Annotated in this window: 27 protein-coding genes, 1 riboswitch and 1 other annotated feature; of the genes, 3 read left to right on the forward strand and 24 right to left on the reverse strand. The window is 46.1% G+C overall.

Annotated elements, in window-relative coordinates; translation table 11 throughout:
* Positions 1–143 precede the first annotated feature (143 nt).
* From ypeB to ACYCSE_RS24865, 4 genes are all read right to left on the reverse strand, one after another.
* Positions 144–1529 (reverse strand): germination protein YpeB, encoded by a 1386-nt coding sequence (ypeB, locus tag ACYCSE_RS24850; protein WP_061829227.1) that lies wholly within the window; start codon positions 1527–1529, stop codon positions 144–146.
* A 264-nt stretch (positions 1530–1793) separates the two neighbouring features.
* On the reverse strand, positions 1794–2489 hold the full coding sequence (prsW, locus tag ACYCSE_RS24855; RefSeq protein WP_039271035.1) for a glutamic-type intramembrane protease PrsW: 696 nt from the start codon (positions 2487–2489) through the stop codon (positions 1794–1796).
* An 86-nt stretch (positions 2490–2575) separates the two neighbouring features.
* The gene (locus tag ACYCSE_RS24860) at positions 2576–3190 is read right to left on the reverse strand and encodes a genetic competence negative regulator (protein WP_013310751.1); all 615 of its coding nucleotides are present in this window, start codon (positions 3188–3190) and stop codon (positions 2576–2578) included.
* A 197-nt stretch (positions 3191–3387) separates the two neighbouring features.
* Positions 3388–3765, reverse strand: a complete 378-nt coding sequence (locus tag ACYCSE_RS24865) for a hypothetical protein (protein WP_452567063.1) — start codon at positions 3763–3765, stop codon at positions 3388–3390.
* A 94-nt stretch (positions 3766–3859) separates the two neighbouring features.
* On the opposite strand from ACYCSE_RS24865, the gene ACYCSE_RS24870 reads away from it, so the two are divergent.
* The gene (locus ACYCSE_RS24870; RefSeq protein ID WP_459700453.1) at positions 3860–4786 is read left to right on the forward strand and encodes a polysaccharide deacetylase family protein; all 927 of its coding nucleotides are present in this window, start codon (positions 3860–3862) and stop codon (positions 4784–4786) included.
* Between the two features lie 105 nt (positions 4787–4891).
* Here the strand turns inward: ACYCSE_RS24870 and ACYCSE_RS24875 are convergent, their stop codons facing one another.
* Positions 4892–5233, reverse strand: a complete 342-nt coding sequence (locus ACYCSE_RS24875; RefSeq protein ID WP_039271029.1) for a hypothetical protein — start codon at positions 5231–5233, stop codon at positions 4892–4894.
* On the reverse strand, positions 5230–5817 hold the full coding sequence (locus ACYCSE_RS24880; protein ID WP_039271027.1) for a type II CAAX endopeptidase family protein: 588 nt from the start codon (positions 5815–5817) through the stop codon (positions 5230–5232). Before ACYCSE_RS24880 ends, ACYCSE_RS24875 begins: the two co-directional genes overlap by 4 nt.
* Before the next feature lie 185 nt (positions 5818–6002).
* Positions 6003–6252 (forward strand) — a binding site (T-box leader).
* Positions 6253–6513: 261 nt separating this feature from the next.
* On the opposite strand from ACYCSE_RS24880, the gene serA reads away from it, so the two are divergent.
* A complete protein-coding gene (gene serA, locus ACYCSE_RS24885) occupies positions 6514–8106 on the forward strand; it encodes a phosphoglycerate dehydrogenase (protein ID WP_039271025.1) in 1593 nt (530 codons plus the stop codon).
* A gap of 221 nt (positions 8107–8327) precedes the next feature.
* On the opposite strand, the gene ACYCSE_RS24890 is transcribed toward serA, so the two are convergent.
* The 6 genes from ACYCSE_RS24890 to ACYCSE_RS24915 form a co-directional block, all read right to left on the reverse strand.
* Positions 8328–9770 carry an ATP-binding protein gene (locus tag ACYCSE_RS24890; protein ID WP_071641423.1) on the reverse strand — a complete coding sequence of 481 codons (1443 nt, stop codon included), beginning with the start codon at positions 9768–9770 and terminating at the stop codon, positions 8328–8330.
* 1 nt (position 9771) lies between these two features.
* The gene (locus tag ACYCSE_RS24895; protein ID WP_459700457.1) at positions 9772–10488 is read right to left on the reverse strand and encodes a response regulator transcription factor; all 717 of its coding nucleotides are present in this window, start codon (positions 10486–10488) and stop codon (positions 9772–9774) included.
* Positions 10489–10597: 109 nt separating this feature from the next.
* Positions 10598–11356 (reverse strand): pseudouridine synthase, encoded by a 759-nt coding sequence (locus tag ACYCSE_RS24900; RefSeq protein ID WP_023989197.1) that lies wholly within the window; start codon positions 11354–11356, stop codon positions 10598–10600.
* 78 nt (positions 11357–11434) lie between these two features.
* The gene (locus ACYCSE_RS24905) at positions 11435–11965 is read right to left on the reverse strand and encodes a spore maturation protein (RefSeq protein ID WP_013310760.1); all 531 of its coding nucleotides are present in this window, start codon (positions 11963–11965) and stop codon (positions 11435–11437) included.
* A 7-nt stretch (positions 11966–11972) separates the two neighbouring features.
* Positions 11973–12716: a nucleoside recognition domain-containing protein gene (locus ACYCSE_RS24910; protein WP_446674691.1), complete on the reverse strand. Its 744-nt coding sequence runs from the start codon at positions 12714–12716 to the stop codon at positions 11973–11975.
* 59 nt (positions 12717–12775) lie between these two features.
* Positions 12776–14038: a D-alanyl-D-alanine carboxypeptidase family protein gene (locus tag ACYCSE_RS24915; protein WP_459700460.1), complete on the reverse strand. Its 1263-nt coding sequence runs from the start codon at positions 14036–14038 to the stop codon at positions 12776–12778.
* A 206-nt stretch (positions 14039–14244) separates the two neighbouring features.
* On the opposite strand from ACYCSE_RS24915, the gene ACYCSE_RS24920 reads away from it, so the two are divergent.
* Complete coding sequence (locus ACYCSE_RS24920) at positions 14245–14967, forward strand: protein-glutamine gamma-glutamyltransferase (protein ID WP_459700462.1); 723 nt, start codon at positions 14245–14247, stop codon at positions 14965–14967.
* Between the two features lie 92 nt (positions 14968–15059).
* On the opposite strand, the gene ytfJ is transcribed toward ACYCSE_RS24920, so the two are convergent.
* The 12 genes from ytfJ to lysA form a co-directional block, all read right to left on the reverse strand.
* Entirely contained in the window at positions 15060–15551 is a 492-nt protein-coding gene (gene ytfJ / locus ACYCSE_RS24925) for a GerW family sporulation protein (protein WP_459700464.1), read from the reverse strand.
* A 166-nt stretch (positions 15552–15717) separates the two neighbouring features.
* Positions 15718–16431 (reverse strand): DUF2953 domain-containing protein, encoded by a 714-nt coding sequence (locus tag ACYCSE_RS24930; RefSeq protein WP_061829235.1) that lies wholly within the window; start codon positions 16429–16431, stop codon positions 15718–15720.
* A 166-nt stretch (positions 16432–16597) separates the two neighbouring features.
* Positions 16598–17209: an SMC-Scp complex subunit ScpB gene (gene scpB / locus ACYCSE_RS24935; RefSeq protein WP_013310766.1), complete on the reverse strand. Its 612-nt coding sequence runs from the start codon at positions 17207–17209 to the stop codon at positions 16598–16600.
* Positions 17178–17972 (reverse strand): segregation and condensation protein A, encoded by a 795-nt coding sequence (locus ACYCSE_RS24940; protein ID WP_459700468.1) that lies wholly within the window; start codon positions 17970–17972, stop codon positions 17178–17180. The genes scpB and ACYCSE_RS24940 overlap by 32 nt, the downstream gene beginning before the upstream one ends.
* A 173-nt stretch (positions 17973–18145) precedes the next feature.
* On the reverse strand, positions 18146–18610 hold the full coding sequence (gene ribH, locus ACYCSE_RS24945; protein ID WP_023989205.1) for a 6,7-dimethyl-8-ribityllumazine synthase: 465 nt from the start codon (positions 18608–18610) through the stop codon (positions 18146–18148).
* A gap of 79 nt (positions 18611–18689) precedes the next feature.
* A complete protein-coding gene (ribB, locus tag ACYCSE_RS24950) occupies positions 18690–19373 on the reverse strand; it encodes a 3,4-dihydroxy-2-butanone-4-phosphate synthase (RefSeq protein ID WP_029517303.1) in 684 nt (227 codons plus the stop codon).
* Positions 19374–19433: 60 nt separating this feature from the next.
* Positions 19434–20099: a riboflavin synthase gene (ribE, locus tag ACYCSE_RS24955; protein ID WP_322171466.1), complete on the reverse strand. Its 666-nt coding sequence runs from the start codon at positions 20097–20099 to the stop codon at positions 19434–19436.
* Between the two features lie 330 nt (positions 20100–20429).
* A riboswitch (FMN riboswitch) is annotated at positions 20430–20603 on the reverse strand.
* Between the two features lie 68 nt (positions 20604–20671).
* Positions 20672–21139: an IDEAL domain-containing protein gene (locus tag ACYCSE_RS24960; protein ID WP_039271008.1), complete on the reverse strand. Its 468-nt coding sequence runs from the start codon at positions 21137–21139 to the stop codon at positions 20672–20674.
* Between the two features lie 219 nt (positions 21140–21358).
* Positions 21359–23647, reverse strand: coding sequence for a thiamine pyrophosphate-dependent enzyme (locus ACYCSE_RS24965; RefSeq protein ID WP_459700473.1), 2289 nt, complete (start codon positions 23645–23647; stop codon positions 21359–21361).
* Entirely contained in the window at positions 23647–24660 is a 1014-nt protein-coding gene (locus ACYCSE_RS24970; RefSeq protein WP_459700475.1) for a 2-oxoacid:acceptor oxidoreductase family protein, read from the reverse strand. The genes ACYCSE_RS24965 and ACYCSE_RS24970 overlap by 1 nt, the downstream gene beginning before the upstream one ends.
* Before the next feature lie 251 nt (positions 24661–24911).
* A complete protein-coding gene (locus tag ACYCSE_RS24975; RefSeq protein ID WP_013310775.1) occupies positions 24912–25346 on the reverse strand; it encodes a peptidylprolyl isomerase in 435 nt (144 codons plus the stop codon).
* A gap of 162 nt (positions 25347–25508) precedes the next feature.
* A complete protein-coding gene (gene lysA, locus ACYCSE_RS24980; protein WP_061829240.1) occupies positions 25509–26876 on the reverse strand; it encodes a diaminopimelate decarboxylase in 1368 nt (455 codons plus the stop codon).
* Positions 26877–26986 lie beyond the last annotated feature (110 nt).

The following is a 26986-nucleotide window of genomic DNA, read 5'->3' on the forward strand; positions in this document are numbered from 1 at the left end:
TAAAAGTTCTAATTAAGGTATATAATACCACGACTTTGTGCCTATATTAAGCATTATATTTGTTCGATCTATGACTAAAGCACAAAAAACCTCCTTCATGAAGGAGGTTTAGAGTGACTATTGATTCATTTTCATGTAATCAACTACGCATTACTTGCAGTAACCTGAGGTTCATCTGAATCTTTAACCTCTTCAATCGTTTCTTCCATCCCCGTATTGGCGTTAATATATATCCGGTAAACGGAACCATTGATTTTACCACCAAATTCATAACACAGAACTTCATTCGAAAGTTCATTTTCAATTAAAGCTTTACGGTGGTAAGTTTCACGAAACTCAGGATTCAATTTTGCTCGTGCTGCATTCAAATTCAATTTCGCTTGCGGAATGCGGCGGAGATGACTATGCTCATACACATAATCACTGGATTGAAAACCGATCACTTGTCCGTTATCAAGGCCTGATCTGACTGTGATTTTTTCTGGATAGATAATCACGTCCCCTTGTTGGCTCGCAAATGTAATATTAGCTAAATTCCCGCTCTCATCATACGCAACTGGCTTCATTCCTTTGTAACCTTTTTGTTCAAGGTATTCACTAGCATAGCGAATCGCTTCATTACGTGTTGCTTTTTTAGGACCTACAGCTCTCATGTCATGATAAGAAATAAGCTTGCCGCCTTTTTTCGTAAAATCCATACTGGCCACGGGTTGCTTCTTATTTAGCAGGGTAGCTGTATAAGATGCCCATTCCGTTCCTTTACCGTTTTCGTTCACACGGATCTGACTTTCCGGTTTTCCTGTAAATTCAGCGGCATTTCGTTTAATTTGTTCTGCATTCACTGCCGGGAGACTCAATTTTTTCACAGAGCGTTTATCATAGATGCTGGCTACAGACGGTCCCCAATCCAGCTCCTTGTAGTTTTCCACCTTTTTGTCCACGGTTTTAAAGCCATCAATAATGGTGTTGTCCTTCGGACCAGTTTGCGAACCTGCCGCCATATCTACATCCATCCATCGCAAATTTTTGCTAAGGACCTTTTGCTGCACTTCCTGCATGTTTTTCGAAATTTCTTTGGAATTGTTATATAACGTTTTCAGGTTCGAAATTTCTTTCTCGTTTAAAGGCTCGTGATCCAGATCACGGACAGCGGTCTGATACGAAAACGCGGATAGATGTGACAGTAAATCCTTGGCATGATTAAAAGGCATTACATTCAGAGGCAACTGATTAACCTCATTTTGGGCCTCACTTGCAATCCTCCACACGTTCATCAAACATTTGCGGTGCATCGCGTGTGAAGTATTATGGACAGCAACCGCGTTCCCGAGTTGAGAATGCAGCTGATCCATATGAAACGACAAATCGTGAAACGCACGCTGGTATTGATTTTCCGCTTTTATCGACATGCTATTTGCCTGAAGAGACACCTCTTTTCTCATCTGGCTTTGCTGATAACCCCAAACAAATGCTCCTATCATCATCAGGGTAACCACCGGGAACAATACGGCACTAAGTCGCTTATACATATTGGGAGTCTCCTTTCTTCAAGTACACTACCGATAGTGTGACAAGAAGAATGCTCTCTTATGCATGGTTTTCCATGACTTCAACAATAAACTCACAATTATCGCAAATGCAGCGTTTAAAGCCGGTCTGAATCTGTCCTTGCTCTATACGTCCTCTCAGCACAAAACGTTCCCCACATCTTTTACAATGAATTCTTACTTTTATACGCAAAAAAAGACACCTCTTTCTCTAACAGGTTTGTCAGATCAGTGTGCCCCATTTTGTTACATGTTAACCTTTTCTTCCCGTTTCAACAAACGAAAAGGAGAACGATTATTAGCTCGACTGATCTTCGCCATTCCTCCATACCATAGAAATGCCATAAGTGGAATGATAAACCAGATCCAGTCATGCGAAAATTTCGTTAAAATCAAATCGTATACTCCGTGCCAGAACCATGGAAGCACCAATGACAGCAGCAACATGTATTTGCTCCTCAAGCCCTCTGAAAACTTAGCCTTCCCCATGTAGTAGCCCATCATTACACCAAACATCGCATGACCGGATACCGGTAGCAATGATCTCATCAGCATCATGCTAATCGAAGCATGGCCCGCCCAGGCATATAACAGATTTTCAACTGTTGCAAATCCGAGTGAGACTGCGGCCGCATACAAAATACCGTCATAAGGCTCGTCGAACTCGGTATGATTATAGATGATGTGATACAACAGAAACCATTTAAAAAACTCTTCCACTCCCGCTGAAATGCCGAACACCTGGATTAACGTGTGATCCCCTAGCCAAAGCAGCAGCCCGCGTTGAAAAATCATGACAGGAAGAACCACCAAAAAGCCGAGCAAAAACACTTTAATAACCATGTGCAGTGGCTCCGAATCATACCTGTCCTTCAAGTAAAAATACATCAATAAGGCGAGACCCGGCGCTGTGGCTGCCGCTAAAACCGAAAACAGAAGCACCGATCATCCCTCCATAAAAATGAGTCGGCCCTGCTTTTAGCGCAGAGCCGACAAATTCACTTCGATATCACTTTCGATAAAACGAATCAAGAACGGCTGTCAAAATGAGTGCAGATGACAGCAACTGCCTGCTCAGGAATGACCAGCTTGCCGTACTCTTCCAACATAGCTGGTGTAACGGATGAGCCTTCTCCAAATTCAGCAAGAACCGCAATTAAAGCCGCAAGCTTGGACTCCTCTACTTCTTCTGGTTCCAAGTGCAGAATCCATTTTCCTCTATAATGATACAGCTTACCTGCTTCCGTAGTGTTACTACGAAGCATATGAGCCGCTTCTATGAGTACTTCGAAATCGCTAAACGCGTAAACGATGGAATCGCTATGCTCCAGCGTGACTTCCATTTCGTAGACTTCCTCTGGAAGCTCCTCATCGGGACCCGAACCATACTGTTGATGGTCGTATTTTCCCCGGGTGACGATAACAACCATTCCTTGAGCAGGAAGCGCAAAGACTTCGACAGCTAACGGTCCCGTGGCGTCGAAGCCCAGTTCGCTGTATGCCTGATCCATCATTTCGGTAAACAGCTCATGAACTCTTGGAATTTCTTGCCACATATCGTCTTTTTGAATACCGCGTTCGCTCAAATCGTCAAAGGTAAGGAAAATCCGTATCTTGTCCTGACTTAATCTTTCTATTTTCATACTGGACCCTCCTCCTGGCAGCCGAGTGTTATTAACAGATTATGATGCAATTATGATGCCTGTGATGAAAATGGTTCTATGTAATCATGTTATCATTTTATAATCGTAAATGCACGCAATAAAAAGATAAAAAAAAGAATCATTTGAACGGCTTTTACAAAAAAGCCGCAAAATGATTCGGAATAAAGGTTTCTGGGTTACAATCCCGGTACGGCTGTATGAGTTTCTTTCAAAATTTGCTCGACCTCACGTTTAACATCGGGACTTGTGCTGATGAAGTCTTTAATCAACTTCATATTCTCTTCTTTGTTCTTGGCGGTATGGGCGTTATGAGCGCTTTTATCTGTTTGTGAATGATGGTCTTGATCCTTATGGGTGTCTTCTTTATTGAGCGTTATCTCGCCCATTCCGGGGAATGCCGCGTCCATCATTTTAGTACGGGCTTTCTGCACTAAATTGCCGCTTTTTTTTCCACCCATGTCCATGGATAAGCCCAACATGTTGCGGTTGCGGGAGATCAAGGAGCTTGCGACAGCGCCCAAGACGATTCCCAGGAAAAATGAAGATGTTTTCACAATTAGAACCTCCCTTTGTGGTAGAATCAAGCATAGTGTTCGTCAGTAGTGACAAACTCATACGGTATAAAATACAGGAAGGTGAGATGAAATAATGGGTACAAAAACAGCAGCCATTTTGTTCACCGCATGTCTGCTGCTTAGTGCTTGCACTGCAACCAAGCCGGAATCTGCGGCAACAAGCAAACAGCAGGATTCGGTAGCGTCTGACTCAAGTAACAGCGCCAAAGATCAGAGCAGCGTCTCTTCCCCAAAAAGCAGCAGTAAGCAAGCAGGCAGTGATGATCATAACTCAGCAGATAAAATCAATGCACAAAATGACAAAACCAGCGAAAGCAACGAAACAGGAGCTGCGACATCTGCAACTACCAATAACAAAATGTATCACTTGAACAAAGCCTACAATGTAATTCCTAACCAACAAGGCACCGAAAAAAAAGTCGTGTTACTGACCTTTGATGATGGTCCTAAGGAAGCAGCCATGATTAACAAAATCATAGATGTACTCGATAAACACAAAGCGAAAGCGATTTTCTTCGTAAACGGTTACCGTGTAAAAGAGCATCCTGAGTTGCTTAAGCTTATCCATGACCGTGGACAGCCCATCGGCAACCATAGCTGGGATCACATCGTGCTGAAGAATAAATCTGAGCCTGAGGTCAAAAAACAGATTGAATCGGTACAAAAAGTTGTTAAGGACATTACAGGACAAGCCCCCGTATTCTTCCGTCCCCCTCATGGTGCCGGCGGAGACGTAGGTCGCATGGTCGCTAAGGAAAACGGTCTCCTATACATGACATGGTCCGTCGGTTCTCTGGACTGGACAATGAAAAAGAATCAGCCTAATAAAACGGAGGCACTTCTCAAAAACGTAACGGAACAACTTCATCCAGGCAGCAATATTTTGATGCATGAACTGCCATGGACAGCTGAGGCTCTGGACAGTCTATTGACACGCCTTGAGCAAAAGGGGTACCAATTTGTTGATCCTCAAAGTATTGAAGTTCCTGCCAGCAAATAGAGACTTGCGTATACTCAGTCTTAACTGTAGATGATGCAATAAAGGCCTCCACTCTCCGCTATTCATGCGGAGACGGAGGCCTTTTTACCGTATCATTTTGCGCCTTTACCAAAGCATTTCACTGATGGGTGGTGCACCCTTGATGCCCCACCACAGTAACGCTGCAGTAATCAGCACAAAAAGAGTACTCAAAAAATTTAAAAACCACTTGCTTACCCGAATACGGCGGGACGGAAACATTTCTGCCCGCGTTCGGTACTCACTGGCAGGAGTATCATCCTCCATCGTCACAGCAACTTCTGGTACAGCGGCAACGTGAGCCAATTCTGGCACGGGCCGTGAAGCACGGGAGCGAACTGGTTTAGATTTTGACCTGTCCTCCTCCTTGCCTTTGCGACCATTTCGACGGCTACCATAGGTCTGCACTCTGCTAAGTTCCTGATTCATTCTTCATACCTCCGAAAACGTAACGCTAAGCCAGATATAAGGTCAATCACAAAATGACAAATGATCGGTGCCCACAGACTACCGGTCTGCACATATATGTAGCCCAATCCATAACTGCTAAGAAAAACCCAGCCAGTGGGAATCCAATGCCGTAAATACCGGATATGAATCACCGCAAACAAAATGCTTGTCCAATAAGGACCAAAGCTGTACTGAATTGCACCTCTGAACAAGAGTTCCTCACAGATAGAGACGATAGCTGCTATACAAATAATATGCCACACCGGACGATTTTGAAACAGCATTTGGTTAATACCACCGTCATCCATAGCATCCTCAGGCATAATCCGGGATAGCAACAGATCCACAAGTAACATAGCGGCGGCCAATCCCAATCCCCACCATAAGACGTGCAGAGTGTTCGGCAATGCAAATAGTTCTAACACATTTCTTTTCTGAAAAAATATCCAGATTGCGCCAATCAGCAGGGTCAGCCCCTGAGTTAGATACAAATTGTAAAGCAGCAAGCGGTCGTTCAATTCATGAATTTGCGCTCTTTTCCATTTCATTTTAAGCTTTTTCATAGTTAGTTAGTCCTCTGCATAGTCTTCTTTAGCATCATAGCCAAAAAGTCGGGCGGATTCAAGAAGACTTAAATCTTAATTTTCTGCATTCTGTAGCTATATATCTAGCCGGCTATCCACACATGTCGCATGTCCTATTGACATGCCCATGTAAGCCATGATACATTATGAAAAAATTATTAGCGACAACAACAATGATGGAGAAAAGGTATTGATTTCGTCCTCAGAGAACCGGTGCTTGGGTGGAAGCCGGTGACGAAGTAACTACTTTCAGCGCTCCTGAGTTATTGCACCGAGGTCTGTGGAATACTTCCCGGCATTAGATGCAATCGGCAGAAAACCGTTATCCTTTCGGTCATTTTATGACCGCTGAAGGCAGTCCATTGCGAAATGGCTGCGAATTAGGGTGGTACCACGATAACTCTCGTCCCTTACTATGGAGATAGTATGTGATTCGGGGGTTTTTTTGATGCCCGAAAACCGCAAAGCGCCTCCGCATAAGACTTTTGATCGTCAGTTTGGTGCATAATACTATTTTATCCCTTTTCTGCGTCAATGCGTTATCACACTAGTATTTCACACCGCTCTCCTGTACTTTTAGAAGCATTTCAAGTTTTTTCATGTTCTTTATGGAATGTATTTCAGTTTGAAGTACATCCTGTCCATAAAAGAAGTTAACTTTGAGGAGGAAACCAAATGTTTAAAGTGTTAGTATCCGATCCGATCAGTGACCTGGGCATCCAGCAGCTGATGGATGCAGACGATGTCACGGTGGACAAGAACACAGGTCTCAGCGAGGATGAATTGGTTCAAATTATTGGTGACTATGACGCATTACTCGTTCGAAGCCAAACTCGGGTAACCGAACGCATCATGACGGCAGGTAAGAACCTCAAGGTTGTAGGGCGAGCTGGGGTCGGAGTGGACAACATCGACCTCGAAGCAGCAACACAACGCGGGATTATCGTTATTAACGCTCCTGACGGCAACACGATTACGACTTGTGAGCACACTTTTGCGATGATGATGGCTCTAGCACGTCATATTCCACAGGCATATGCCAAAACCATTGGCGGTACATGGGATCGTAAAACATTCCTCGGTGTCGAACTGCGTAACAAAACACTTGGAGTCCTCGGCATGGGACGTATCGGCAGTGAGGTGGCTAAACGTGCTAAAGCATTTGGCATGAGCATCCTCGGCTATGATCCATTTCTAACGGAAGAACGCGCTGAGAAGCTGGGCATTAAGCTGGCGAGCGTGGACGAAATTATCCGCAACGCAGATTTTATGACCGTACACACACCATTAACACCGGAAACGAAACATATGATTGCTCGTCCACAGTTTGAAGTGATGAAAAAAGGAATGCGCATCATCAACTGTGCCCGGGGCGGAGTTATCGATGAAATGGCTCTTGTTGAAGCCATTGATGAAGGTATCGTTGCCGGTGCAGCCTTTGACGTATTCGAGTCAGAGCCGCCAGCACAGGATCACCCATTCCTGAGTCATCCGAAAATTATCGTCACACCACATCTGGGTGCCTCGACTGTCGAAGCTCAGGAGAATGTAGCTATCGATGTGTCCGAGCAAGTGCTGCATATTTTGCGTGATGAGCCTTTTAAAAATGCGGTCAACATGCCTCCAGTACCATCCAACGTCATGACGCAATTGCAGCCATATTTCTCGCTTGGAGAAAAGCTGGGCAGCTTTGCCGCTCAGATCACGAATCAGGCTGTACGTGAAATTCAGGTAGATTACGCTGGCGATTTGTCCTCTGTGGATACACAGCCGCTGACACGGTATATTTTGAAAGGTGTTCTTAGCCGTCATCTGGGCAGCGATGTGAACATTGTAAACTCTGTACATCTGGCCAAAACACGTGACATCCATCTTGTCGTATCTCAGGCGCCCGCCACCAAGGGTTTTACCAACCTGATTACCGTTACACTCAAGACACAGAGCGGCGAAGAGCAACGTGTATCTGGCACCCTGCTGGCAGGCTATGGCGAACGTATTGTTCGGTTGAACCAGTTCCCGGTAGACGTGGCACCGGAAGCTCATTTCCTGCTCATCTCCCACAATGATAAACCAGGCATTATCGGTCGTGTCGGCACCTTGCTTGGGGAGAACGGCGTCAATATCGCTTCCATGCAAGTAGGGCGTAAAATTGTCGGCGGTGAAGCCATCATGATCCTGACCGTTGATAAAGCTGTACCAAAAGACGTGCTGATTCAACTCGTTGGTTTGCCAGAACTAAATACCGCCCAAGAAGTAGTGTTAAATTAGTTCCAGACAATATTGAGAAGTCCATGGTTTTATAATAAAGAGAGGCGCCTGGCTATCCAGGCGTCTTTTTCTCTTATACCGTTATCTGTCATGAAAGCAATCATCATGCATGAACAGGATGTTCCACGTTGAACAAGATAAATGTTGATTTTTCAACAAAAAGCACCCTCTTCCGAGGATGCCTGCAAACCGGGGTACATCAGCTGGGGCTTATAATTCTGTTACAGACCCAGCTTTGTTTTGTTGGAGATCGGCAGCAAAATAGTAAATTCCGTCCCTTCCCCCAATACGCTGGCAGCAGAGACAGAGCCTCCGTGAGCCTCTACAATGTTCTTGACAATAGCAAGCCCCAAACCAGTCCCTTTATCCTCACCACGTACTCTGGCCTTATCTGCCTTGTAGAAGCGGTCGAAAATATAAGGTAGATCCTCGCTGGCAATGCCTACACCTTCATCCTTAATCCGAATACGGATTAACTCATGCCGTTCTCCCAAAATTCGATCCGCCGCAATAGTAACCTTTTTCCCGCCGGGTGTATGTCTGAATGCATTATCCAGCAAGTTGGTCAATACCTGCTCCAGTCGGTCTTCATCTGCCTCAGGCAGCAGTAAACGTTGGCCTTGCTCATGGTAATCGAGTGTCAGTCCCTGTTCCTTTGAACGTACCGTAAATTTACGGTGAACACGCTCGATCAGCTCATTCACATCCACTTCCTGTCGGTGCATGTCTGTATGACCAGCCTCCATTCGGGCCAGATCAAGCAGATCCTTGACTAACCTTCCCATGCGTAATGATTCATCATGGATGACCTGTACCAGCTCCTCGGATTCTTCAGGGGAACCCGCCATGCCATCCAGCAACGCCTCACTGTAGCCCTGCATCATAGATAAAGGTGTACGGATTTCGTGAGATACGTTGGCCACAAAATCGCTCCGCATCTTCTCCAGCTTCACTTCTTCCGTAATATCTCTAAGCACAGCTACTGCACCGCGGATTGCATTATCCGTATACAGAGGCGCCATCTGCACCGACCAGGAGCCCTTCTTGACATGGATATAGTCTCCGACATCTTCCCCCCTGTCCATAACGGTATGGAACAGAGACTGCAAAGGCTCAGGTACAGAAGCTCCAAACTCCTCCAGATCACGCTCCTGCCACTCCAGCTTTTTCCAGATATCCAACAGACTTTGTGCCGGCGGATTCGTCAAGATGATTTGTCCGCTTCTGTCGAAGGTGATTACGGCATCAGACATGCTTCGCAGTACGCTGGATAAATGGTTCTTCTCCTCATTCAGACTGCGGATCGTTGCTTCCAGTTCCGTAGACATATGATTAAAAGTTTTCGCCAGTTCTCCAATTTCGTCACTGGTCACCAGCGAAAGCCGAGTATCATACCTTCCCTCACGAATCGCATTCGCCGCCTGAATCAACAGCTGCATAGGCTGTGTGATTTTAGTAAAAAGGAATAAGGCAAAAAAGGTCGTCAATAAAAATCCAACAATGCATGTATAGGTGAACAAATGCTTAATTTCCGTCGATTCATACGCCGCAAAATTTCTGTTGATGTACGGCAATAAAAAAAGCCCTAAAAAAATAAGCACAGAGCCTACAAGACAAATGATGGTGATCCACAGCTTGCCTACCAGCGATCTCCAGAAGTTCACGTTATTTTGGAACCTCCAGCTTATAACCTACGCCCCACACGGTCGTAATCATAGCCGCTGCCTCTGGCGATACTTTATTCAACTTTTCACGAAGCCGTTTCACATGCGTATCCACAGTACGCAGATCACCAAAAAATTCGTAATTCCAAACGTCTTTCAGCAGTTCTTCGCGCGAGAAGACTTTATCTGGCGACACCGCCAAATAGTGCAACAGCTCGTACTCTTTAGGCGTGAGACTGATTTCAATCCCGCCCGCAGTTACCCGGTGCGCATCATGCTCAATGATAAGATTCGGAAAAACAATACTATTGCTTGGTACCACCTCTTTCGTTAAAAAGGCAGTTTCAGACGAACGGCGTAAAATCGCCTTCACCCGGTAAATGACTTCTCGCGGGCTAAAGGGCTTAACCACATAATCATCGGCTCCGACTTCAAAGCCTTGTACACGGTTCACTTCCTCACCTTTGGCAGTCAGCATAATTACAGGTGTAGATTTAGTCTGACGCAGCCGTGTACACACCTCAATCCCATCCATCCCCGGAAGCATCACATCGAGCAAAATAATGCTGTAATCGCTTGCAGTCGCTTTTTGGAGGGCAATCTCACCATCCTCAGCTTCGTCAATTGCATATCCTTCTTTTTCCAGATACATCCGCAGAAGGCGGCGAATGCGTTCTTCATCATCTACAATTAATATGCGGTTGCTTTGTTCTGACATATTCCCAGCCCCTTCGCTAAAAAAACCATTCTCTCTATTTTACTATTTTCCCGTGCTTGGTCAAACTTTACTCTCATCCAACAGTCTCTTTACACCAAAAAGGCCGGGGTTATGACCCCCGTCCTGTCCGTTTCTTTTTCGTGTTGTCTGATTTGGCAAGTTGAATGAGACGGTTGATTTCGTCCTTGGTTAAGGGTCTGGTCAGACCGCGCTTCAAGTTTTGTAGCAAAAGATCACCGAAGGCAATCCGCTTGAGTCTGATGACCGGGTGTGAAATGGCCTCAAACATCCGTCTTACCTGGCGATTTCTACCTTCATAAATGGTAATCTGGATCACAGACTCCTTACCATTCGGATCTACATCTTTATATTCTACCTCGGCTGGTGCAGTAATGCCATCTTCCAGCACGATTCCTTTTTTCAGCTTGTCCAGCTCAGTACCATGCGGAACGCCTTTGACAGTTGCCACATATGTCTTGGGCACATGATGCTTGGGATGGGTGAGCAGATTGGCGAACTCGCCATCATTGGTAAGCAACAGCAGTCCTTCGGTGTCGTAATCGAGACGCCCTACCGGATATACGCGTTCCTTAACGCCTTTCAGATAGTCTGACACGATTTTACGGCCTTCCGGATCGGAAGCACTCGTAATGACTCCTTTAGGTTTGTTCATCATCAGATAGATTTTTTTCTCGGTTTTGATCGGGCGTCCCTTTACCGTAATCATATCTTGATCAGGGTCTGCCTTCGTTCCCAGTTCAGTTACGACAACCCCGTTCACTTCCACGCTGCCCGCCTGAATAAGCTCTTCACATTTACGTCTGGAAGCTACACCAGCTTGGGCCAATATTTTCTGCAATCTTTCCATGTTCGCTAATTCACCTCATGCTAATGATACCCATCCATGAGCAAAATCACAACCCCCGTTCAAAAAACGATGCAGAAATTAAAATACAAGCAGGCAAATGGCAATGGCTGCCACAAAACCAACCACATCTGAAAATAGTCCTACCTTCAAAGCATACCGTCCATTGCGGATACCTACCGCACCAAAATATACAGTTAGCACATATAGCGTCGTGTCTGTGCTGCCCTGAATCGTTGAGGCGATCCGACCGATCATGGAATCCGGGCCATAAGTGCGAATTAGATCCGTCGTGAACGCAAGTGAACCGGTCCCCGTCAATGGACGAAGCAAGCCTAAAGGCAGTACCTCACCGGGTACACCCCAGTGTTTAATCCATGGGGTTACCCAGGAGATCAAATAGTCTAAAGCGCCGGATGCTCGAAAAATGCTAATCGCCACCATCATGCCTACAAGATGAGGAATAATGCTGATGGCGGTAGAAAAGCCGTCTTTGGCTCCATCTACAAAAGAATCGTAGACAGGTACCTTTTTAGCATATGCATATAAAGGAATAAAAGCGAGAATAACCGGAATGGCCCAAGTCGATACGAGGTTTATAAAATTAAGCATGCCTCCCTCATCCTTTCCAAGTGGTGTCCCTGCCCTTGGCAGCCGTGATTCCCGTTCGCGGAACGGCAGGTGAAGATGCGGGCAGCGTCGTTGAAGAGGCAGCAGATGTTGGTGCTGATGAGGTGAGTGATGCCAAGGATGTCTGGGACGGCGGAATCGCTGGAGGACGGCGGCGCAATTCTCGACTACGGTACCAACGGTCCGCCGCAATTGCGGCAAAGGTGGCTATTGCGGTCGCTACCAGTGTCGTACCGACGATTTCTGCCGGATGTGCGGAATGAAAATTAAGCCGTATCGCGATCAACGTCGTAGGAATAAGCGTAATACTGGCCGTATTCAGGGCGAGCAGCGTACACATGGCTGGTGTGGCGGTTTGCTTATCTGGATTGAGCGTCTGCAACTCTTGCATAGCCTTGATTCCCATCGGTGTGGCTGCATTCCCCAGACCCAGCAAATTGGCGCTCATATTGGACAAAATGTAACCCATAGCGGGATGATTACGCGGAACATCAGGGAAGAGAAAGGCAACCAAAGGAGAAAGCAGCTTGGATATTTTCTGTAAGAGCCCACCATCTTCAGCCAGCCTCATCATGCCCATCCAAAACACCAGCACACTTATCAGTCCAAAGCACACTGTAACCCCCGTAGTTGCCCCGTCAAAAGCTGCTTTCGTCACCACCTCAATATTTCCCTGCGCGGCAGCAAATACAAATCCAATACAAATCAAAGCCACCCATATGAGATGAATCATGGCTGATTCCTCCTTTTCCCAATGATGTGACACGTCCCAGCTCTAATTTCCTGCTTGCCCTAGGCTCCAAACAAATTTTTTAGGATTTCGTTCCACCTGCTCGTCCAACCTCGTTGCTGAGTATTGTTCGCAGGATCTTGTGCAGTTGGAGCCTCTTGCTGTGGCTGTACGGTACTTTGAGCAGGCAGCTTACTACCTTTTTCATACACAGGAACAGAACCGATAAGTTTACCTTCCAATAGGAATTCGACCCGCCCTCGTAAGCCAAAAGATACGTCCGCTCTGTCTGCAGAAGCAGAATTTTTATACAACACCAGTCTTTTGTGCAACTGGGTCTTCTCACCATCATGTAAAGGATAGGCAAAGCTTGTACCTGTTAGTAGTGGGTAACCATCGATAGGTTGCTGCTTGTCCGTAATTGGAATGAGCGGATAATATCGGAATCCGTAATCAAGCATACGTGCATGATCGTTCCAATCGTCCCCGTCATTCAAGGTAACGGCAGCGAGCTGGCGACCGTCCCGTGTGGCCGAGCTGACCAGACAACGAAACGCTTTTTTGGTAAAGCCGGTTTTCACACCGTCAGCTCCCTCATACAGCCGCAGCATTTTGTTTTTGTTGTGCCATGAGTAGTCCCAAGAATCGTTGGGATTCGGTGCTTTTTTTAGTTCTGTTTTTACGATACGGGCAAAAGTTGGATTATGCAGCGCATAAGCAGTAAGTCGGGCCATGTCATTGGCTGAGGAATAATGTCCCTCGGCATCCAGTCCGTGAGGATTAGCAAAATGTGTGTGGCTTAGCCCAAGCTGAACCGCCTTGTCATTCATCAAATGGACAAATCCCTCTTCCGTCCCCCCCACATGCTCAGCAATGGCAGAAGCGGCATCATTACCAGAACGGAGCATTAAGCCGTACAGCATATTTTCCAGCGACATTTGTTCACCCATTTGCAGAAAAAGCGAGGACCCTTCTTTGGCATACGCGGTTGGACTCACCTTTACCCGGTCCTGCAAGCGTCCATGTTCAATGGCCACGATTGCAGTCATAATCTTGGTCAGGCTGGCAATACGTAGCTCCCGGTCACCCTGGGTAGAATAAATGATTCTTCCTGATGTGACATCAATTAAAGAAGCAGCCTGTGCATGGGTTCCTATTGCGGGCGGCGCTACTTCTGTTTTTATCGCTCCCCGAACGGGCTGTGGACTCAGCAAGGTAAGCGGCAATGACAAAATAAGCAGAAGCACCAGCGGCAAAACAAATGCGCGTGCCTTGTTCAAGAAATGGCTGTGGTCCGCGTGAATGTGTTGCTTTTTTTTAAACATTTGGATTCCTCCGGTTTTGAGCAAGTCTTGTACCATTCTATGTCCAAGCTGTTCAAAGTATGTCCACCTTTATAACAGAAAATTCCTTTACGGGACAGCCATTAGCTGCTCTCTTTTTGCTTTCTTTCTGCATAAACCAAGCAACTTGCCCTCCCGAGTACATATATATTAGTTACCAAAGTTAAATATGGATCGGGGGTTACATCATGCTGCGTCTCCAGTTTGAAATGATTTTAAGATCGCGGATTGTAGAGTCCGCAGAAGCATTGCATCGAAGCGGTGTATCCTTTGCCACTTTTGCTACCGCACGTTGCAACCAGCAATTTTGGGATTTAACGGAAAAGGGTGGTTTTCAGATCAAAGCAGGTGTCACTCCGGCAGAGGGGATCAGAGACATTTTTTTAAACGGTCATCAATACGCTTTTGAATGTGCAACAGCTATGGTTATTGTGCTGTACAAAGGAGTGCTGGATTCCATTCTGGAAAGTGAGTTTAATCGGATTTTTGCAGGTATGCTGCTGTATGACTGGCATTATGACAGTGACCTCAGGCTCATACAGCAGCAAGGGAGTCATAAAGCAGCTCCTGGCGATATTCTGTATTTCAACAATCCAGATGTGTCATCTGAAACATTGGAATGGAAAGGAGAAAATGTCGTTAAGCTGAAGGAAGACTTGTTTTATGGACATGGGATTGGCATCTTGCCGGCGAAGGGTATTATCGATTCCCTGAATCAACATCGTCGGCCGGAAGCCACGGTATCTGCTTATTTGACGAATGAAGTGGTCTATCCGGACTTCATCTACTTATCGCAGTTCGCTACCGAAGGAATTCGGAAAAATGAATTGTCGCTGCATACTTTGTATCACCAGGAATACAGTCACCGTATACATGCTGTCATTGGGGGAAGGCAGTATATTCTGGGATAGGACCAAGTGTAAGCAGAAAAGAAGGTATTCCTTAGCCTATACTCGGCTTTGGGATACCTTCCGGAGAGAACGCATTTCATTTCCAATGACTTTTACAAGTAAGCCGGTCCAGAATTACTTTGATCAATATTAATATCTACAGGTACCTGTGGAGGTGGAGTCTGCACGTTGCCGCCTGTATTCTGGAAGATAGACTGAACCTTATCAATCAGGTATGGGGTAGAGTCAATGAGTTTCTCAATCAGATGCGTTTGATTGTCCAATGGAACGATTTGTGCCCCCTGTTTGCCAACAACCAGAAAAGCAATGGGATGAATAGATACACCACCACCGCTACCGCCACCAAAAGGATGAACTTCCTTCCCGCTATGATTACCGGAAGCCGAGGAAGTATCAAGTGCCTCTTCGTCTACGTTAAAATCACTTCCCCCGGCAGCGAAACCAAATCCTACCTTACTGATTGGCAAAATAACGGAACCATCGGGTGTTTCCACCGCGTCTCCCACAATCGTATTCACGTCTACCATGGCTTTGATGTTTTCCATTGCGGTTTGCATGAGCCCTTGAATCGGGTGATCTGACATGATTAATTCCTCCTCTGCTTATCTCAAGCGTAGATTGCCTTTTCTTTCGCTATTGTGCGCAGGGGTTCAAGGAAATATGTATGTCATCCGATTCGGTTATGTCTTAATCTGGAGGACACTGAGATCCCAAAGTTCAGAAAGATTAAGTTTCACCACACTTCATTGTTTATCTTTCATTGTTAGCTTGAAGATCTTCATTTTTTTTGAAAAAAACCCGCTTCCATGCCTCGGGTCCACCCGGAACGCGCCATATGCGGTAAGCTAAGATGAGCATGGAGAAAATTAAATAGCCGAGCGATACGTTTGCTTCACAGTTCAAAGTGGTGGTAAAACGCAAGCGATCCACCCAATACGGCACAACATACAGCTTAGGGGTACAATCCATGCGCACAAAGCTGGAAGCAAAACCGATCAAGGTCGTTTTTAATCCCCACAAAATACCGGTTGAGGTAGCTGTATAAGCCGCGTCAGCAAGACTAATGTTGGTGGACCACTCCATTTTGGACATCGTCACATGTGCCAATGTATGTCGCAACCATCGATTGAAGGATTTCGTTCCCTTGAGCAAAACCCGTATATCATATATAAATTGCTTGATTTTTTCTGTATCAATATTACCGCTATCCACGGAAGCATCCGTTTTATGTATGTTTTTGTTGCGATCAAGCCGATAGAGAAGCCCTTTTTTCAAACCTGTTATGAGAATGGCCGGAACATCGTAATTTATTTTAATCATCCCGTATAGAAATCTGATCTCTAGATGCGCCCGATCATCATTGTCATGTTTGGCAATATCCAGCTTCAATCGAATACGAGAGAGCAGAATAGCCAGCACAAGTAATATAACGACGATGATGGCGATACTGATCCATTTCCACACTGGCGAGTCCTCCCTACCTTTTTGCTATAAATATCATGGCAAAAATAGTATGACCGTTCGCCGGAAAATCATGCATCTTAAATACCAACAGCCAGCCCCTAAATACTTGAGGACTGGCTGTCTATTTGAAATTTTACATAAGTGAGCCGCAAGATCCGGATGAACTTTATTGGGATTCAAGATCCAGATCGTTGGCTGCAGGCTGGCTGCTCTCCAGACGCTCGAACAATAATTGAGTCTCTTCCTCCAAATTGTCCGAATCTTCGAACAACTCCGGTTGTGGTAGATCTGCCAAAGAGCCCAGACCGAAATAATCCAAAAATGATTTCGTCGTTCCGTACAATATTGGCCGTCCGATGGCTTCAGCTCGACCTTTCTCTTCAATGAGCTCCTTGTTGACCAGTGTATGTATGGCCCGCTCGGATTTGACCCCCCGAATCTCTTCGATTTCAACTCTTGTAATGGGCTGGCGGTAGGCCACAATGGCCAGCGTCTCCAAAGCAGCTTGAGACAGTGAGGCACGTGCCGGAGAGTATGCGAGCTTTTCAAAGTAAGGTGCATGTTCGGATAAAGTTGCAAGCTGATAATGACCGGCAATACGGACAAGTTGCAGGCCTCTTCCCCCCTGCTCCATGTCCTGCTTCATATCTTCCAGGCACTGTTCAACCAGCTCTTGCTGCTGCTCTACAATGTCGGCGATCTGCTTGGTGGACAACCCTTCCTCTCCTGCGAGAAACAGCAGTCCCTCAATAATTGATTTCAGCTTCAGATAATCCATTAACCCGTAAATCCCCTCTCCACTCCATTACAATATCATCGAAAAGCTTCTCCTGATAACAGAAAATTCGCTTCATTTTCATCAGTTCAAGGATAGCCAAAAAGGTCACAACCACTTCATGCCGATACATATCCTCATGCATCAGCTTGGAGAACAGCAGCCGTCCTCCATTCCCCACCATCTCTAAAGCTCCAATAACTTGCCGGATACGATCCTTGACTGATATTTCATCCCGATGAACACGGGTTACCGTCGTACGTCGTTCTGCTTTGCGCAAAGCACGCTGAAAGGCCGCAACCAAATCGCTTGCATGCAGCCCATGCACCGGATTTGCGGGTTCAGTGGGCAGGAATGCGCTTAGATCTTCTGGCTCCTTGCCATAAATTAGACTCCGCTCCCACTCACGTTCACTTAGATGGCGAGCAATCCCTTTATATTTACGATACTCCACCAGCTTGCGGACCAGTTCCTCACGTGGATCATAATCCTCTTCCTCATAAAAATCCAAATCGTCATATTCCATCACAGGTGGCTTGGGAAGCAACAATTTACTCTTAATAGATAAGAGCGTCGCCGCCATCACCAGAAACTCGCTCGTAATGTCCAGTTCCAGCTCCTGCATACTGTGCAAAAAAGCCATATACTGATCAGTAATATCGCTAATCGGGATATCCTGAATGTCGATCTCGGCTTTATCAATCAGATGCAACAGTAGATCCAGCGGACCCTCGAATGTTTCCAGCTTGTAATTTACGACTGTCAATGTGCTTCCCCCTGCCTTACTCCAATCATCATTCAACAATACCTTTCCCTATAGCACTTATGCTCTACGTTATCAATCCCTCTTTCTGTAGTATATACGTCATCGCCTTGCTTAACAATCCAATCCCTTTTTCACCTTGCAGTTTATAGCGTTCTATTCAGCTATTCCTATAATTAAAATTGCTTGCCGAGATTGGCCATTTCAATCGCAGCCAATGCAGAATCCCAACCTTTATTACCAGCCTTCGTGCCTGCTCGTTCAATAGCCTGTTCAATGTTTTCTGTAGTCACTACACCAAAAATAACGGGCACTCCCGTTTTCAGGCTGCTCGCTGCCACACCCTTGGCCACTTCATTGCAGACGATATCATAATGTGAAGTAGAACCACGGATGACCGTACCTAGCGTAATTACGGCATCATATTTGCCGCTTGCAGCCATTTTTTGTGCAATCAGTGAAATTTCAAATGCACCCGGAACCCAAGCTACATCAATTTCATCTTCCTGTGCACCATGTCGTTGAAGTGCGTCAATTGCGCCGCTTAACAGCTTGCTCGTAATAAACTCATTAAATCTGCCTACCACAATACCATATTTCAAACCGTTCGATACGAGATTACCTTCTAGAAAACGTGCCATGTTTAATCAACCTCTCTTAGTTTAATTATTTAGGGACTTCGGACAATACTTCAGATTTACTTGGAACCGAGATGTATTTTTACAATGACAAACGACGACGGTAGTCCACCAAATGCTGAATACTGATCAGCTTTAATTGATGCCGCTTGGCGACCACTGCCAGATCAGGCAGGCGGGCCATTGAGCCATCTTCCTTTATAATTTCGCAAATGACCCCAGCAGGCTTGAAGCCACTGAGTCGGGCCAGATCAACAGCCGCTTCAGTGTGACCAGCACGCTGCAAGACACCACCATCGCGAGCAATCAGCGGGAACATGTGACCAGGCTTACGGAAATCACTTCCTGTGACCGCTTCGTCTGCCAAGGCGCGTACAGTCAAGGAGCGCTCGGCCGCTGAAATACCCGTTGTTGTCTCCATATGATCTACCGATACCGTAAAGGCAGTACCGTGGAAATCTGTATTTTGCTCTACCATAGGATGCAATTCCAAGGCCTCGGCTCTTTGTCGTGTGATTGGCACACAGACCAACCCGCGACCTTCTGTAATCATGAAATTAATGACCTCAGGCGACGCTTTTTCAGCCAAAGCGATAAAATCGCCTTCATTTTCGCGCTGTTCATCATCCACTACAATAACAACTTTACCGTTTTTTAAGTCCTCCAACGCTTCTTCGATGGAATCCAAACGAATCTCTTCGTCATGTTCCAACTCGCCATGCTCTATGACGTTTGCCATTGCACTTGTTTGGCTACCTCTATCCATAACACTTTCCTCCTTATGTCTTGTGCCACGAATGCTCCTAAACAAGCTTACCCTTCAATATCAGGCAAAGCCGTGTTTCGCCAAATAGTCCAAACTGAGAGGAGCTTCTTCTACTCTCTCCGCCTCCGCTGCACCTCTGTAATTTAAAAGCTGTTCTACATATTTGCCCAAAATATCGCATTCGATATTGACGGTATCTCCCTCACGTTTGGCTTGTAAGGCCGTTTCGGATAAGGTGTGGGGAATAATGGATACGGCAAAGGTATCTCTCGTACGCTGTGCGACTGTGAGGCTGATACCATCAATTGTGATTGACCCTTTGAGAAGAATATATTTAAATAATGTTTTATTTTTAGGCTCAATTTCGAACACAACTGCATTCTGATCTGATGTTACCCCGCGAATCGTTCCCGTCCCGTCCACATGTCCTTGCACGATATGTCCTCCGAACCTTCCGCTCGCCGCCATCGCTCGCTCCAGGTTGACTCGGCTGCCTGATCTCAACTCTTTCAGATTACTGCTGCGAAAGGTTTCCGGCATCACATCAACCTTAAAGTCTTTCGTACCGATCTGTATCGCCGTCAGGCAAACGCCATTCACTGAGACACTGTCTCCTATTTTCAAATCGCCCAACACCACGGAACCCGAAATCCCCAGCACCATCGCTTCACCGCTTTTGGAAATAGTTTGAATGCGACCCACTTCCTCGACCAATCCGGTAAACATGCCTTCACTCCTTTCCACTACATTTCAGTTTATCCCTAATTCATCAGCTATAAGCGCAAAAAACCCCCAGTTCGGATTCAATCCGTCATGGGGGTGATGAGAGTCACATTTGTAGTATACAAGCGCAGTTCATATGCATCTTAAGACGACATGAAATCATAGGTTTGCCAATAGAAAGCATGACTGAGGATACAACCAAATACGCTCTGAACACCATCAAAAAGAAAGCTTAAGCAAGCTATCGCCCGATGCTGTCCTACAACGAAATAAGCCGTACGCACAATTGGGTATGCTAAAAATCGGCACATGTCACGTCATGCACATGCGCTTCGTATCCTTCTCCCATCCAGACTATACTGTCGGTCCCGGATTTGCACCAGGTCCACCTTCTGCCGATCATTCAGCATCCGGGTCACGGACTAAGCCATGCTGTTTCTCACAAAAACGGTCCACAAACATGTCATCACCGCCGGTGGGGAATTTCGCCCCGCCCCGAAGGATCTTGCTCTTATTTAATTGAATTAACATTAAACTTGTTACGTATATTAGCACCGACTTCTAAAAAAAGCAAGTTATCTAATAGAAGCTCCTGCTTTGGTTTTGACATATTGGCTGGAGAGTTCTTCAAACCAGGTTTTATCATTCATATGAAGCGCCAAGTCAATCAGATCAGCCAGTTCCTCGACTCCCAACTCTGTTGCATGATCAAAGGTAATTACGGCTGAAGCAACCGGTCCCCGTCCTTCCTCAGAACTTGCTTCATAATCCAGTCGCACATCAACATGTCCGTCAATAAACTCGCATTTCAGAAAATAAATAATTTCGCACATTAAAATGGGGCGTACCTGTGTTTCTAACACGCAATCCATCACCTTGGCAGAATAATGCTGGTTCGTCAGCGTGAATTTGTGTTCTGTCGCTGCCAACGATGCCCGTCCAAAATCATCCGTGAACTTTAGCTCCACTGGCTGGATGTTCATAACCTTAGGGATCTGCTTCTTTATAATTTCGATTATTTCAACTGTATTCAGCTTAATCATTACCTGCACCTCATTGCATCTTAAAATTCAGAAGAAAACTTTTTAACGTGCCTCTTATAGGCCTCCACTCCTATATCGGAAATCATTACCTGTTTTTTTATGCTTCAACCCATAAACGACAAAAAAGATTCTTTGCGCAATAAACGCAAAGAATCTTGATTGAACCACTACAGTAACAGCGGCTAACAATGTTAATCGATGATTATGCAAAAAACGTAATTATAGCTCTGAAATTTCATGTTTCTTTTTCAGGATAGTCCAGCGACGCTCAATCTCCTGCTCAAAGGTAGCCAGCGTAGCCTCCTCCTTGAGAAGATGCTTCGTTTTACCCATTAATTTCAACCATTCAGCAGCTGGAATCCGTTTTCCCTTGTCTTCCGGATTGTACGTAATCGTCGTACTGCCTTGCTCTATTTCGTACAAAGGAAAGAAACAAGACTCGACTGCAGCGCCCACAATGCTGGTGCCCAGTCTGTCTTCGGATTTCCAATTCAGCGGGCAGGCGCACAGGATCTTACCATAGGCCGTACCCACGTTGTTCGCATACCATTGAGCCTTGGCTGCTTTGCGCAGCATATCCTGCGGATGACTTTCAGCTGCTGTAAAAGCATACGGAATGTTACAAGCAGCCATGATTTGCACGGTATCCTTGTGATGTCCTTGCTTTCCTTTTTGCATTTTCCCTACACCCGACGTACTGGTCATGTGACCAACCGGAGTGGAGTATGATTGCTGTGAACCTGTATTCATGTACCCTTCGTTATCATATTCCAGCATGATCAGCTTATGATTACGCAGAGCCGCACCAATCGCAGAACCCATACCTATATCCATCCCACCGTCACCACTGATCATGATAAAGGTCGGATCGTCCGACATTTCAATTTCATTACGGTGCTTCATTTCCATATAAGCTTCCAGCGCTCCTGAAAGTGTAGCGGCCCCGTTTTGAAAAAGATTGTGGATCATCGGTTGTTTGTGTGATGTATATGGATACCCTGTCGTCGTCACATAAACGCAGCCTGTCTGGAACAACACGACAATATCCCCTTCAATACCTTTGAAAAACAGTTCCAGCGCAGACAATGCCCCACATCCTGGGCAAGCCCCGTGACCTGGTGTAAGACGGCGTGGTTTGGTTGTCAACGACCGCAGGGGTGGCACCTTGACTTTGAGCTTCCCGGTCGCCTCGTCCGGCGTAACCTGAATCAGGCCCGTACGGTATGCATTGCCACGTGGCGGCTGCATAACTTGCGGCATCACCTTGTCCGGTGAACCCGGATTAATACCGTAATAATCAAAGGGCTTCTCCGCTCGTCCGGCCTCTGCCGCCTCAATCGCAAGCTGGAAGAACGCCTCTGCATCTTCCGCATAAAAATCCTTGCCGCCCAAGCCAAAGATACGGCTCAACACGAGTGTCCGATTCAGTGGGTCCTCCTGCAAGGCCGCCTTAATTTCATGCGTTAAATTCCCGCCGTCTGCCCCATACGAGTCTGCACGTTCACCTACCAGCAGCGCCTTGACATCACGTAAGGCTTCCCGCAGTTGTGCGGCTGGGAACGGTCGGATGATATTCGGACGTATCACACCAGCTTTAATCCCGCGCGCACGGAGTTGATCCGCCACATCCTTAGCCGATTCAGCCGCCGAATTCAACAGGAATACCGCGACCTCAGCATCCTCCATTTGATACAGATCTAAAATCGGGTATTCCCGACCGGATAAAGCGGCATATTCTGCTGCTACCTGCTCATATACTCCTTCTGACAGCTTCAGTGCTTCGGACAGCTGAACATGATTATTCGTCAGGTCATCACCGTTCATATGCGCACCTACGGTAACAGGATGATCAAAATCAGTAATATTCGGATAATTTAAGTTCGGGTTAGGACCTACAAAACCGCGCACGGTCTCAGCATCTGCAAAATATTGCACTTTACGTTTTTGATGGGACGTATAAAAACCGTCATATGCAACCATTACAGGTAGCCGAACATCGCTATGCTCTGCGATTTTTAGTGCCATGATGTTCATATCATACACAGCCTGTGGTGTACTTGCCGTCAAAATGACCCAGCCTGTATTCAAACCATAGTACAGGTCCGAATGATCCCCGCGAATATCCAGGGGACCACTGACAGCTCGTGTCACCAGATTCATAACCATTGGAAAACGGGTACCTGACTGAACAGGTAACTGCTCCAGCATGTACAGGAAACCTTGCGAACTAGTGGCGTTCACAACCCTCGCTCCCGCTGCGGCAGCTCCATAACAAATCCCTGCCGATCCGTGTTCTCCGTCTGCTGCAACCAGCTTAATATTATGCTGACCTCTCGTTCTCATCTGATCCAAATACTGCGCTACCTCAGTAGATGGAGTAATCGGGAAATATCCCATCATATGATAATTAATCTGCGCAGCCGCTGTAGCTGCCATTTCATTACCGGATTCGAACGTTGTCACTTGCGCGGCGCCTGTCTGTTTGAGTTCTTCCTCTAGTTTTGCCATTACGCACGCCCTCCTTCATATACCGGAAATTGGTGGGCAACTCGATTCTGTTCCGCCCATCCCCATTGCTCACGGCGCGAGCTTAATGCCCCCGATGGGCAAATATCTACACATTTCAGACATCCTTTGCAATACTGGTAATCAATCCCTTGCAAAAATGGCATCATTCTTCCGCGTTTGTCAGCTTGCTCTTCCCATACAAAACAGTAATCGGGGCAAATCGAATCACACTTGGCACAGTGGGTACATTTATCAGCTTCATATTCAGGCACATACCCCTGACGTGAACCACTAACATCTCTCGTCATGCTGTTTCCCTGAGTTGCAATAACGCCCCCCAGTAGTTGCGTTTCGTATCCCATCAATGGCTGCGGACGTTCAAAAACCCGATCCTCTGCGTCATCAGTAACTGGATATTCGTGCAGTTCCATCTCCTCATAACCACGGTTAAACGTACGGAGATTAGGTTCCACTAACAGCGGATTTTTCTTTTCAAAGGTACTGCGTATAACCGATCTCATCGCTTCCGGGTCCAGGAAATCACAGACACGGAACAAGGCACCGAGCATGGACGTATTTAGTTTGGTTCGCTCTTCCAGTGCGATGCCCATCGCATCCACCACCGCTAGTGTACCGGATACCAGTCCCAAATCAGCCCGTATTTCTTCTGCTGGACGGGTGGAATTAACCACTACAATCCCATCCGCTGGCAGTCCGCTGATTACATTTACCGTTTTGTATAACGTTTCATGGAAAATGCCTACCACATGCGGTTGCTCAATCGGACTGTGATCCCGAATATCGACCTCCGGCTCACAGAAGCGGACGAAGCTTTTAACCGGAGTTCCCTTTTTTTCCGAACCGTAGGACGAAAAATTTGAAGCATTCAGCCCCAGACCAAGCACCCCGGTTTCGGCCAACATTTTGCCAGCCAGATTAGCGCCGAGTCCACCAATGGATTCCAGCCGGATTTCAAAAAATCCGAGTCGATTTGTGCGCGTTAAAATAGACAATGTGATAAGCCCCCTTCTTTTCCAATCCTTACTGAGTTTGAATACTCATATAAAATAAATGGAAAATGCATTCTTATCGAAAGGCTATCACAACACTTACTTTTCGAATGTGATCTAACGCACTGTAATGCCTACGTGATTGCGAAAATCAATAAACCGTCAAACAAAAGACAACAAAAGCCGCCCTGTCCAAAGACAGAACGGCTTAGGTGCAACGCTATTTGAAAAAGATCATGTAATTAACGGTAAAATTACACGTCAAATACTTTAACCTCTTTCATTTTGTCGCCTTGTTTTACAGCATCAATGAATTCCATACCTTTGGTTACTTTACCAAATACAGTATGTACTCCATCTAAATGTGGTTGTGGAGCGTAGCAGATAAAGAATTGGCTGCCACCTGTGTTGCGACCTGCATGAGCCATGGACAGAACGCCTTTGGCATGCTTTGTTGTATTCGTAGCTGTTTCACAGTCAATCGTGTAACCAGGACCGCCTGTACCGTTACCGATTGGACAACCACCTTGAGCAACAAAGCCCGGAATGACACGGTGGAAGCTCAAACCGTTGTAGTAACCGCTGTTTGCCAGCTTTTCAAAGTTAGCAACGGTGTTTGGAGCTTCTTCTGGGAAAAAGTCAATTTCAACGATACCGCCGTTTTCAAGATCTATTCTACCTTTTTTCATTGTTTGTATCTCCTTTTCAACCTGTTTTGAGAACTAAATAACATCAAGTTCCAGTTTACTATGAATTGCCGCGCTTAGCAAAGTCTTGTCCAAAAAAAAGAGCCATTGTCCCCGGTGTATTATTACCGACTCAATGGCCTGCATGATCTTACAATTCTAAAATCAGGACGAAACGGTAATCTTGGCGTTGGGCTGAACCACTGGACTAGCTTGATCACGAATCAAGCGCTGTGGCACAACATCGTTGCGTACGATATCTTCGTAGGTTTCCCGACGCACTACCAACTCGGCCTCACCGTTGTTGACAAATACAACTGCTGGTCGACGTATTCGGTTATAATTACTCGCCATGGAGTAATTGTAGGCTCCGGTTGAGGCAACAGCGAGCAAATCGCCGCTATTTATACGAGGCAGCTCTACATCCCAAATCAGCATATCGCCGCTTTCACAGCATTTGCCCGCAATGGACACCGTCTCTTCGTTCGTATCCTGCGCTCGGTTAGCCAGCATCGCTTCATACTTGGCCTGATACAGTGCAGGGCGTGGATTATCTGTCATCCCGCCATCTACCGAGACATATTTACGTACCTGCGGAATATCCTTGATGCTTCCTACCGTATATAAGGTCGTGCCTGAATCGCCTACAATACTGCGTCCCGGCTCAATCCAAATTTCTGGAAGTTCATCGTAAAGTCCTGAAAAATAAGTTTTCACCGCTTCGCCGATAGCCTGTACATAGGTTGATACTTTCAGTGGTGTGTCCTCTTCTGTGTAGCGAATGCCAAATCCCCCACCCAGATTAATCACTTTGAAAGAAAACTGAAGCTGTTCCTTAATTTCTCTGGAAAAAGCTGCAACCCGTTCAGCAGCCATTTGGAAGCCATTCACTTCGAATATTTGCGAACCGATATGAGAATGTACCCCCAGCAGGTTAAGATGGTCTAGCTTGATAGCCTGTTCCACTGCTTGGCGTGCTGTACCGTTTCCAATGTCAAAGCCAAATTTCGAATCTTCTTGACCTGTGGCCATATATTCATGCGTATGCGCCTCAACCCCTGGTGTAACCCGCAGTAAGATATTCACCTGCTGTTCTTTCTCGGAGGCAAGGGCCTGCAACAAATGCAACTCCATTTCGCTATCGACGACGAAGCAGCCAATTTGCGCATCTAACGCCATTTCAATTTCTTCCGGTGTTTTGTTATTGCCGTGGAAATGGATTCGCTCTGCCGGGAACCCTGCTTGTAGCGCAGTAAACAATTCTCCACTGGAAACTACGTCAAGCGACATCCCTTCTTCAGCAGCTAAAGCGCACATCGCCATAACACAAAACGCTTTGCTTGCATAAGCGACTTGAAACTTCAATCCGGTTTCACGAAAAGCTTCTATATACTCCCGGCAGCGCCGGCGGACTAACTGTTCGTCAACAATATATAGCGGTGTGCCAAAACGCTCTTTCAAAAGTGTTGTATCACAACCGCCGATTTCCAAATGTCCATTGCTGTTAATTTTACTGCTTCCATGCAAATACATGTTCTGGCGCCTCTCTTTCTGGAACAAGCTAGTCATATTCCATCGAATGTTTACACCAGTATAGCAAAAAAAACATCAAGAACAATGGATTTTTATGCAGATCATTTATA

It is taken from the genome of Paenibacillus sp. SEL1 (assembly GCF_054602535.1).

What these genes read in the sequence shown, in the direction of transcription:
- ytfJ (WP_459700464.1), bottom strand. Translation starts at nt 15,551, where the DNA reads ATGTCAGATCACCCGATTCAAGGGCTCATGCAAACCGCAATGGAAAAC.
- scpB (WP_013310766.1), bottom strand. Translation starts at nt 17,209, where the DNA reads ATGGATTATCTGAAGCTGAAATCAATTATTGAGGGACTGCTGTTTCTC.
- ribB (WP_029517303.1), bottom strand. Translation starts at nt 19,373, where the DNA reads ATGGATAGAGGTAGCCAAACAAGTGCAATGGCAAACGTCATAGAGCAT.
- ACYCSE_RS24860 (WP_013310751.1), bottom strand. Translation starts at nt 3,190, where the DNA reads ATGAAAATAGAAAGATTAAGTCAGGACAAGATACGGATTTTCCTTACC.
- ACYCSE_RS24920 (WP_459700462.1), top strand. Translation starts at nt 14,245, where the DNA reads ATGCTGCGTCTCCAGTTTGAAATGATTTTAAGATCGCGGATTGTAGAG.
- ACYCSE_RS24915 (WP_459700460.1), bottom strand. Translation starts at nt 14,038, where the DNA reads ATGTTTAAAAAAAAGCAACACATTCACGCGGACCACAGCCATTTCTTG.
- ACYCSE_RS24960 (WP_039271008.1), bottom strand. Translation starts at nt 21,139, where the DNA reads ATGATTAAGCTGAATACAGTTGAAATAATCGAAATTATAAAGAAGCAG.
- lysA (WP_061829240.1), bottom strand. Translation starts at nt 26,876, where the DNA reads ATGTATTTGCATGGAAGCAGTAAAATTAACAGCAATGGACATTTGGAA.
- ACYCSE_RS24875 (WP_039271029.1), bottom strand. Translation starts at nt 5,233, where the DNA reads ATGAATCAGGAACTTAGCAGAGTGCAGACCTATGGTAGCCGTCGAAAT.
- ACYCSE_RS24905 (WP_013310760.1), bottom strand. Translation starts at nt 11,965, where the DNA reads ATGCTTAATTTTATAAACCTCGTATCGACTTGGGCCATTCCGGTTATT.
- ypeB (WP_061829227.1), bottom strand. Translation starts at nt 1,529, where the DNA reads ATGTATAAGCGACTTAGTGCCGTATTGTTCCCGGTGGTTACCCTGATG.
- ACYCSE_RS24870 (WP_459700453.1), top strand. Translation starts at nt 3,860, where the DNA reads ATGGGTACAAAAACAGCAGCCATTTTGTTCACCGCATGTCTGCTGCTT.
- ACYCSE_RS24880 (WP_039271027.1), bottom strand. Translation starts at nt 5,817, where the DNA reads ATGAAAAAGCTTAAAATGAAATGGAAAAGAGCGCAAATTCATGAATTG.
- serA (WP_039271025.1), top strand. Translation starts at nt 6,514, where the DNA reads ATGTTTAAAGTGTTAGTATCCGATCCGATCAGTGACCTGGGCATCCAG.
- ACYCSE_RS24965 (WP_459700473.1), bottom strand. Translation starts at nt 23,647, where the DNA reads ATGGCAAAACTAGAGGAAGAACTCAAACAGACAGGCGCCGCGCAAGTG.
- ACYCSE_RS24910 (WP_446674691.1), bottom strand. Translation starts at nt 12,716, where the DNA reads ATGATTCATCTCATATGGGTGGCTTTGATTTGTATTGGATTTGTATTT.
- ribE (WP_322171466.1), bottom strand. Translation starts at nt 20,099, where the DNA reads ATGTTTACCGGATTGGTCGAGGAAGTGGGTCGCATTCAAACTATTTCC.
- ACYCSE_RS24895 (WP_459700457.1), bottom strand. Translation starts at nt 10,488, where the DNA reads ATGTCAGAACAAAGCAACCGCATATTAATTGTAGATGATGAAGAACGC.
- ACYCSE_RS24975 (WP_013310775.1), bottom strand. Translation starts at nt 25,346, where the DNA reads ATGAAAAAAGGTAGAATAGATCTTGAAAACGGCGGTATCGTTGAAATT.
- ACYCSE_RS24900 (WP_023989197.1), bottom strand. Translation starts at nt 11,356, where the DNA reads ATGGAAAGATTGCAGAAAATATTGGCCCAAGCTGGTGTAGCTTCCAGA.
- ribH (WP_023989205.1), bottom strand. Translation starts at nt 18,610, where the DNA reads ATGGCACGTTTTCTAGAAGGTAATCTCGTATCGAACGGTTTGAAATAT.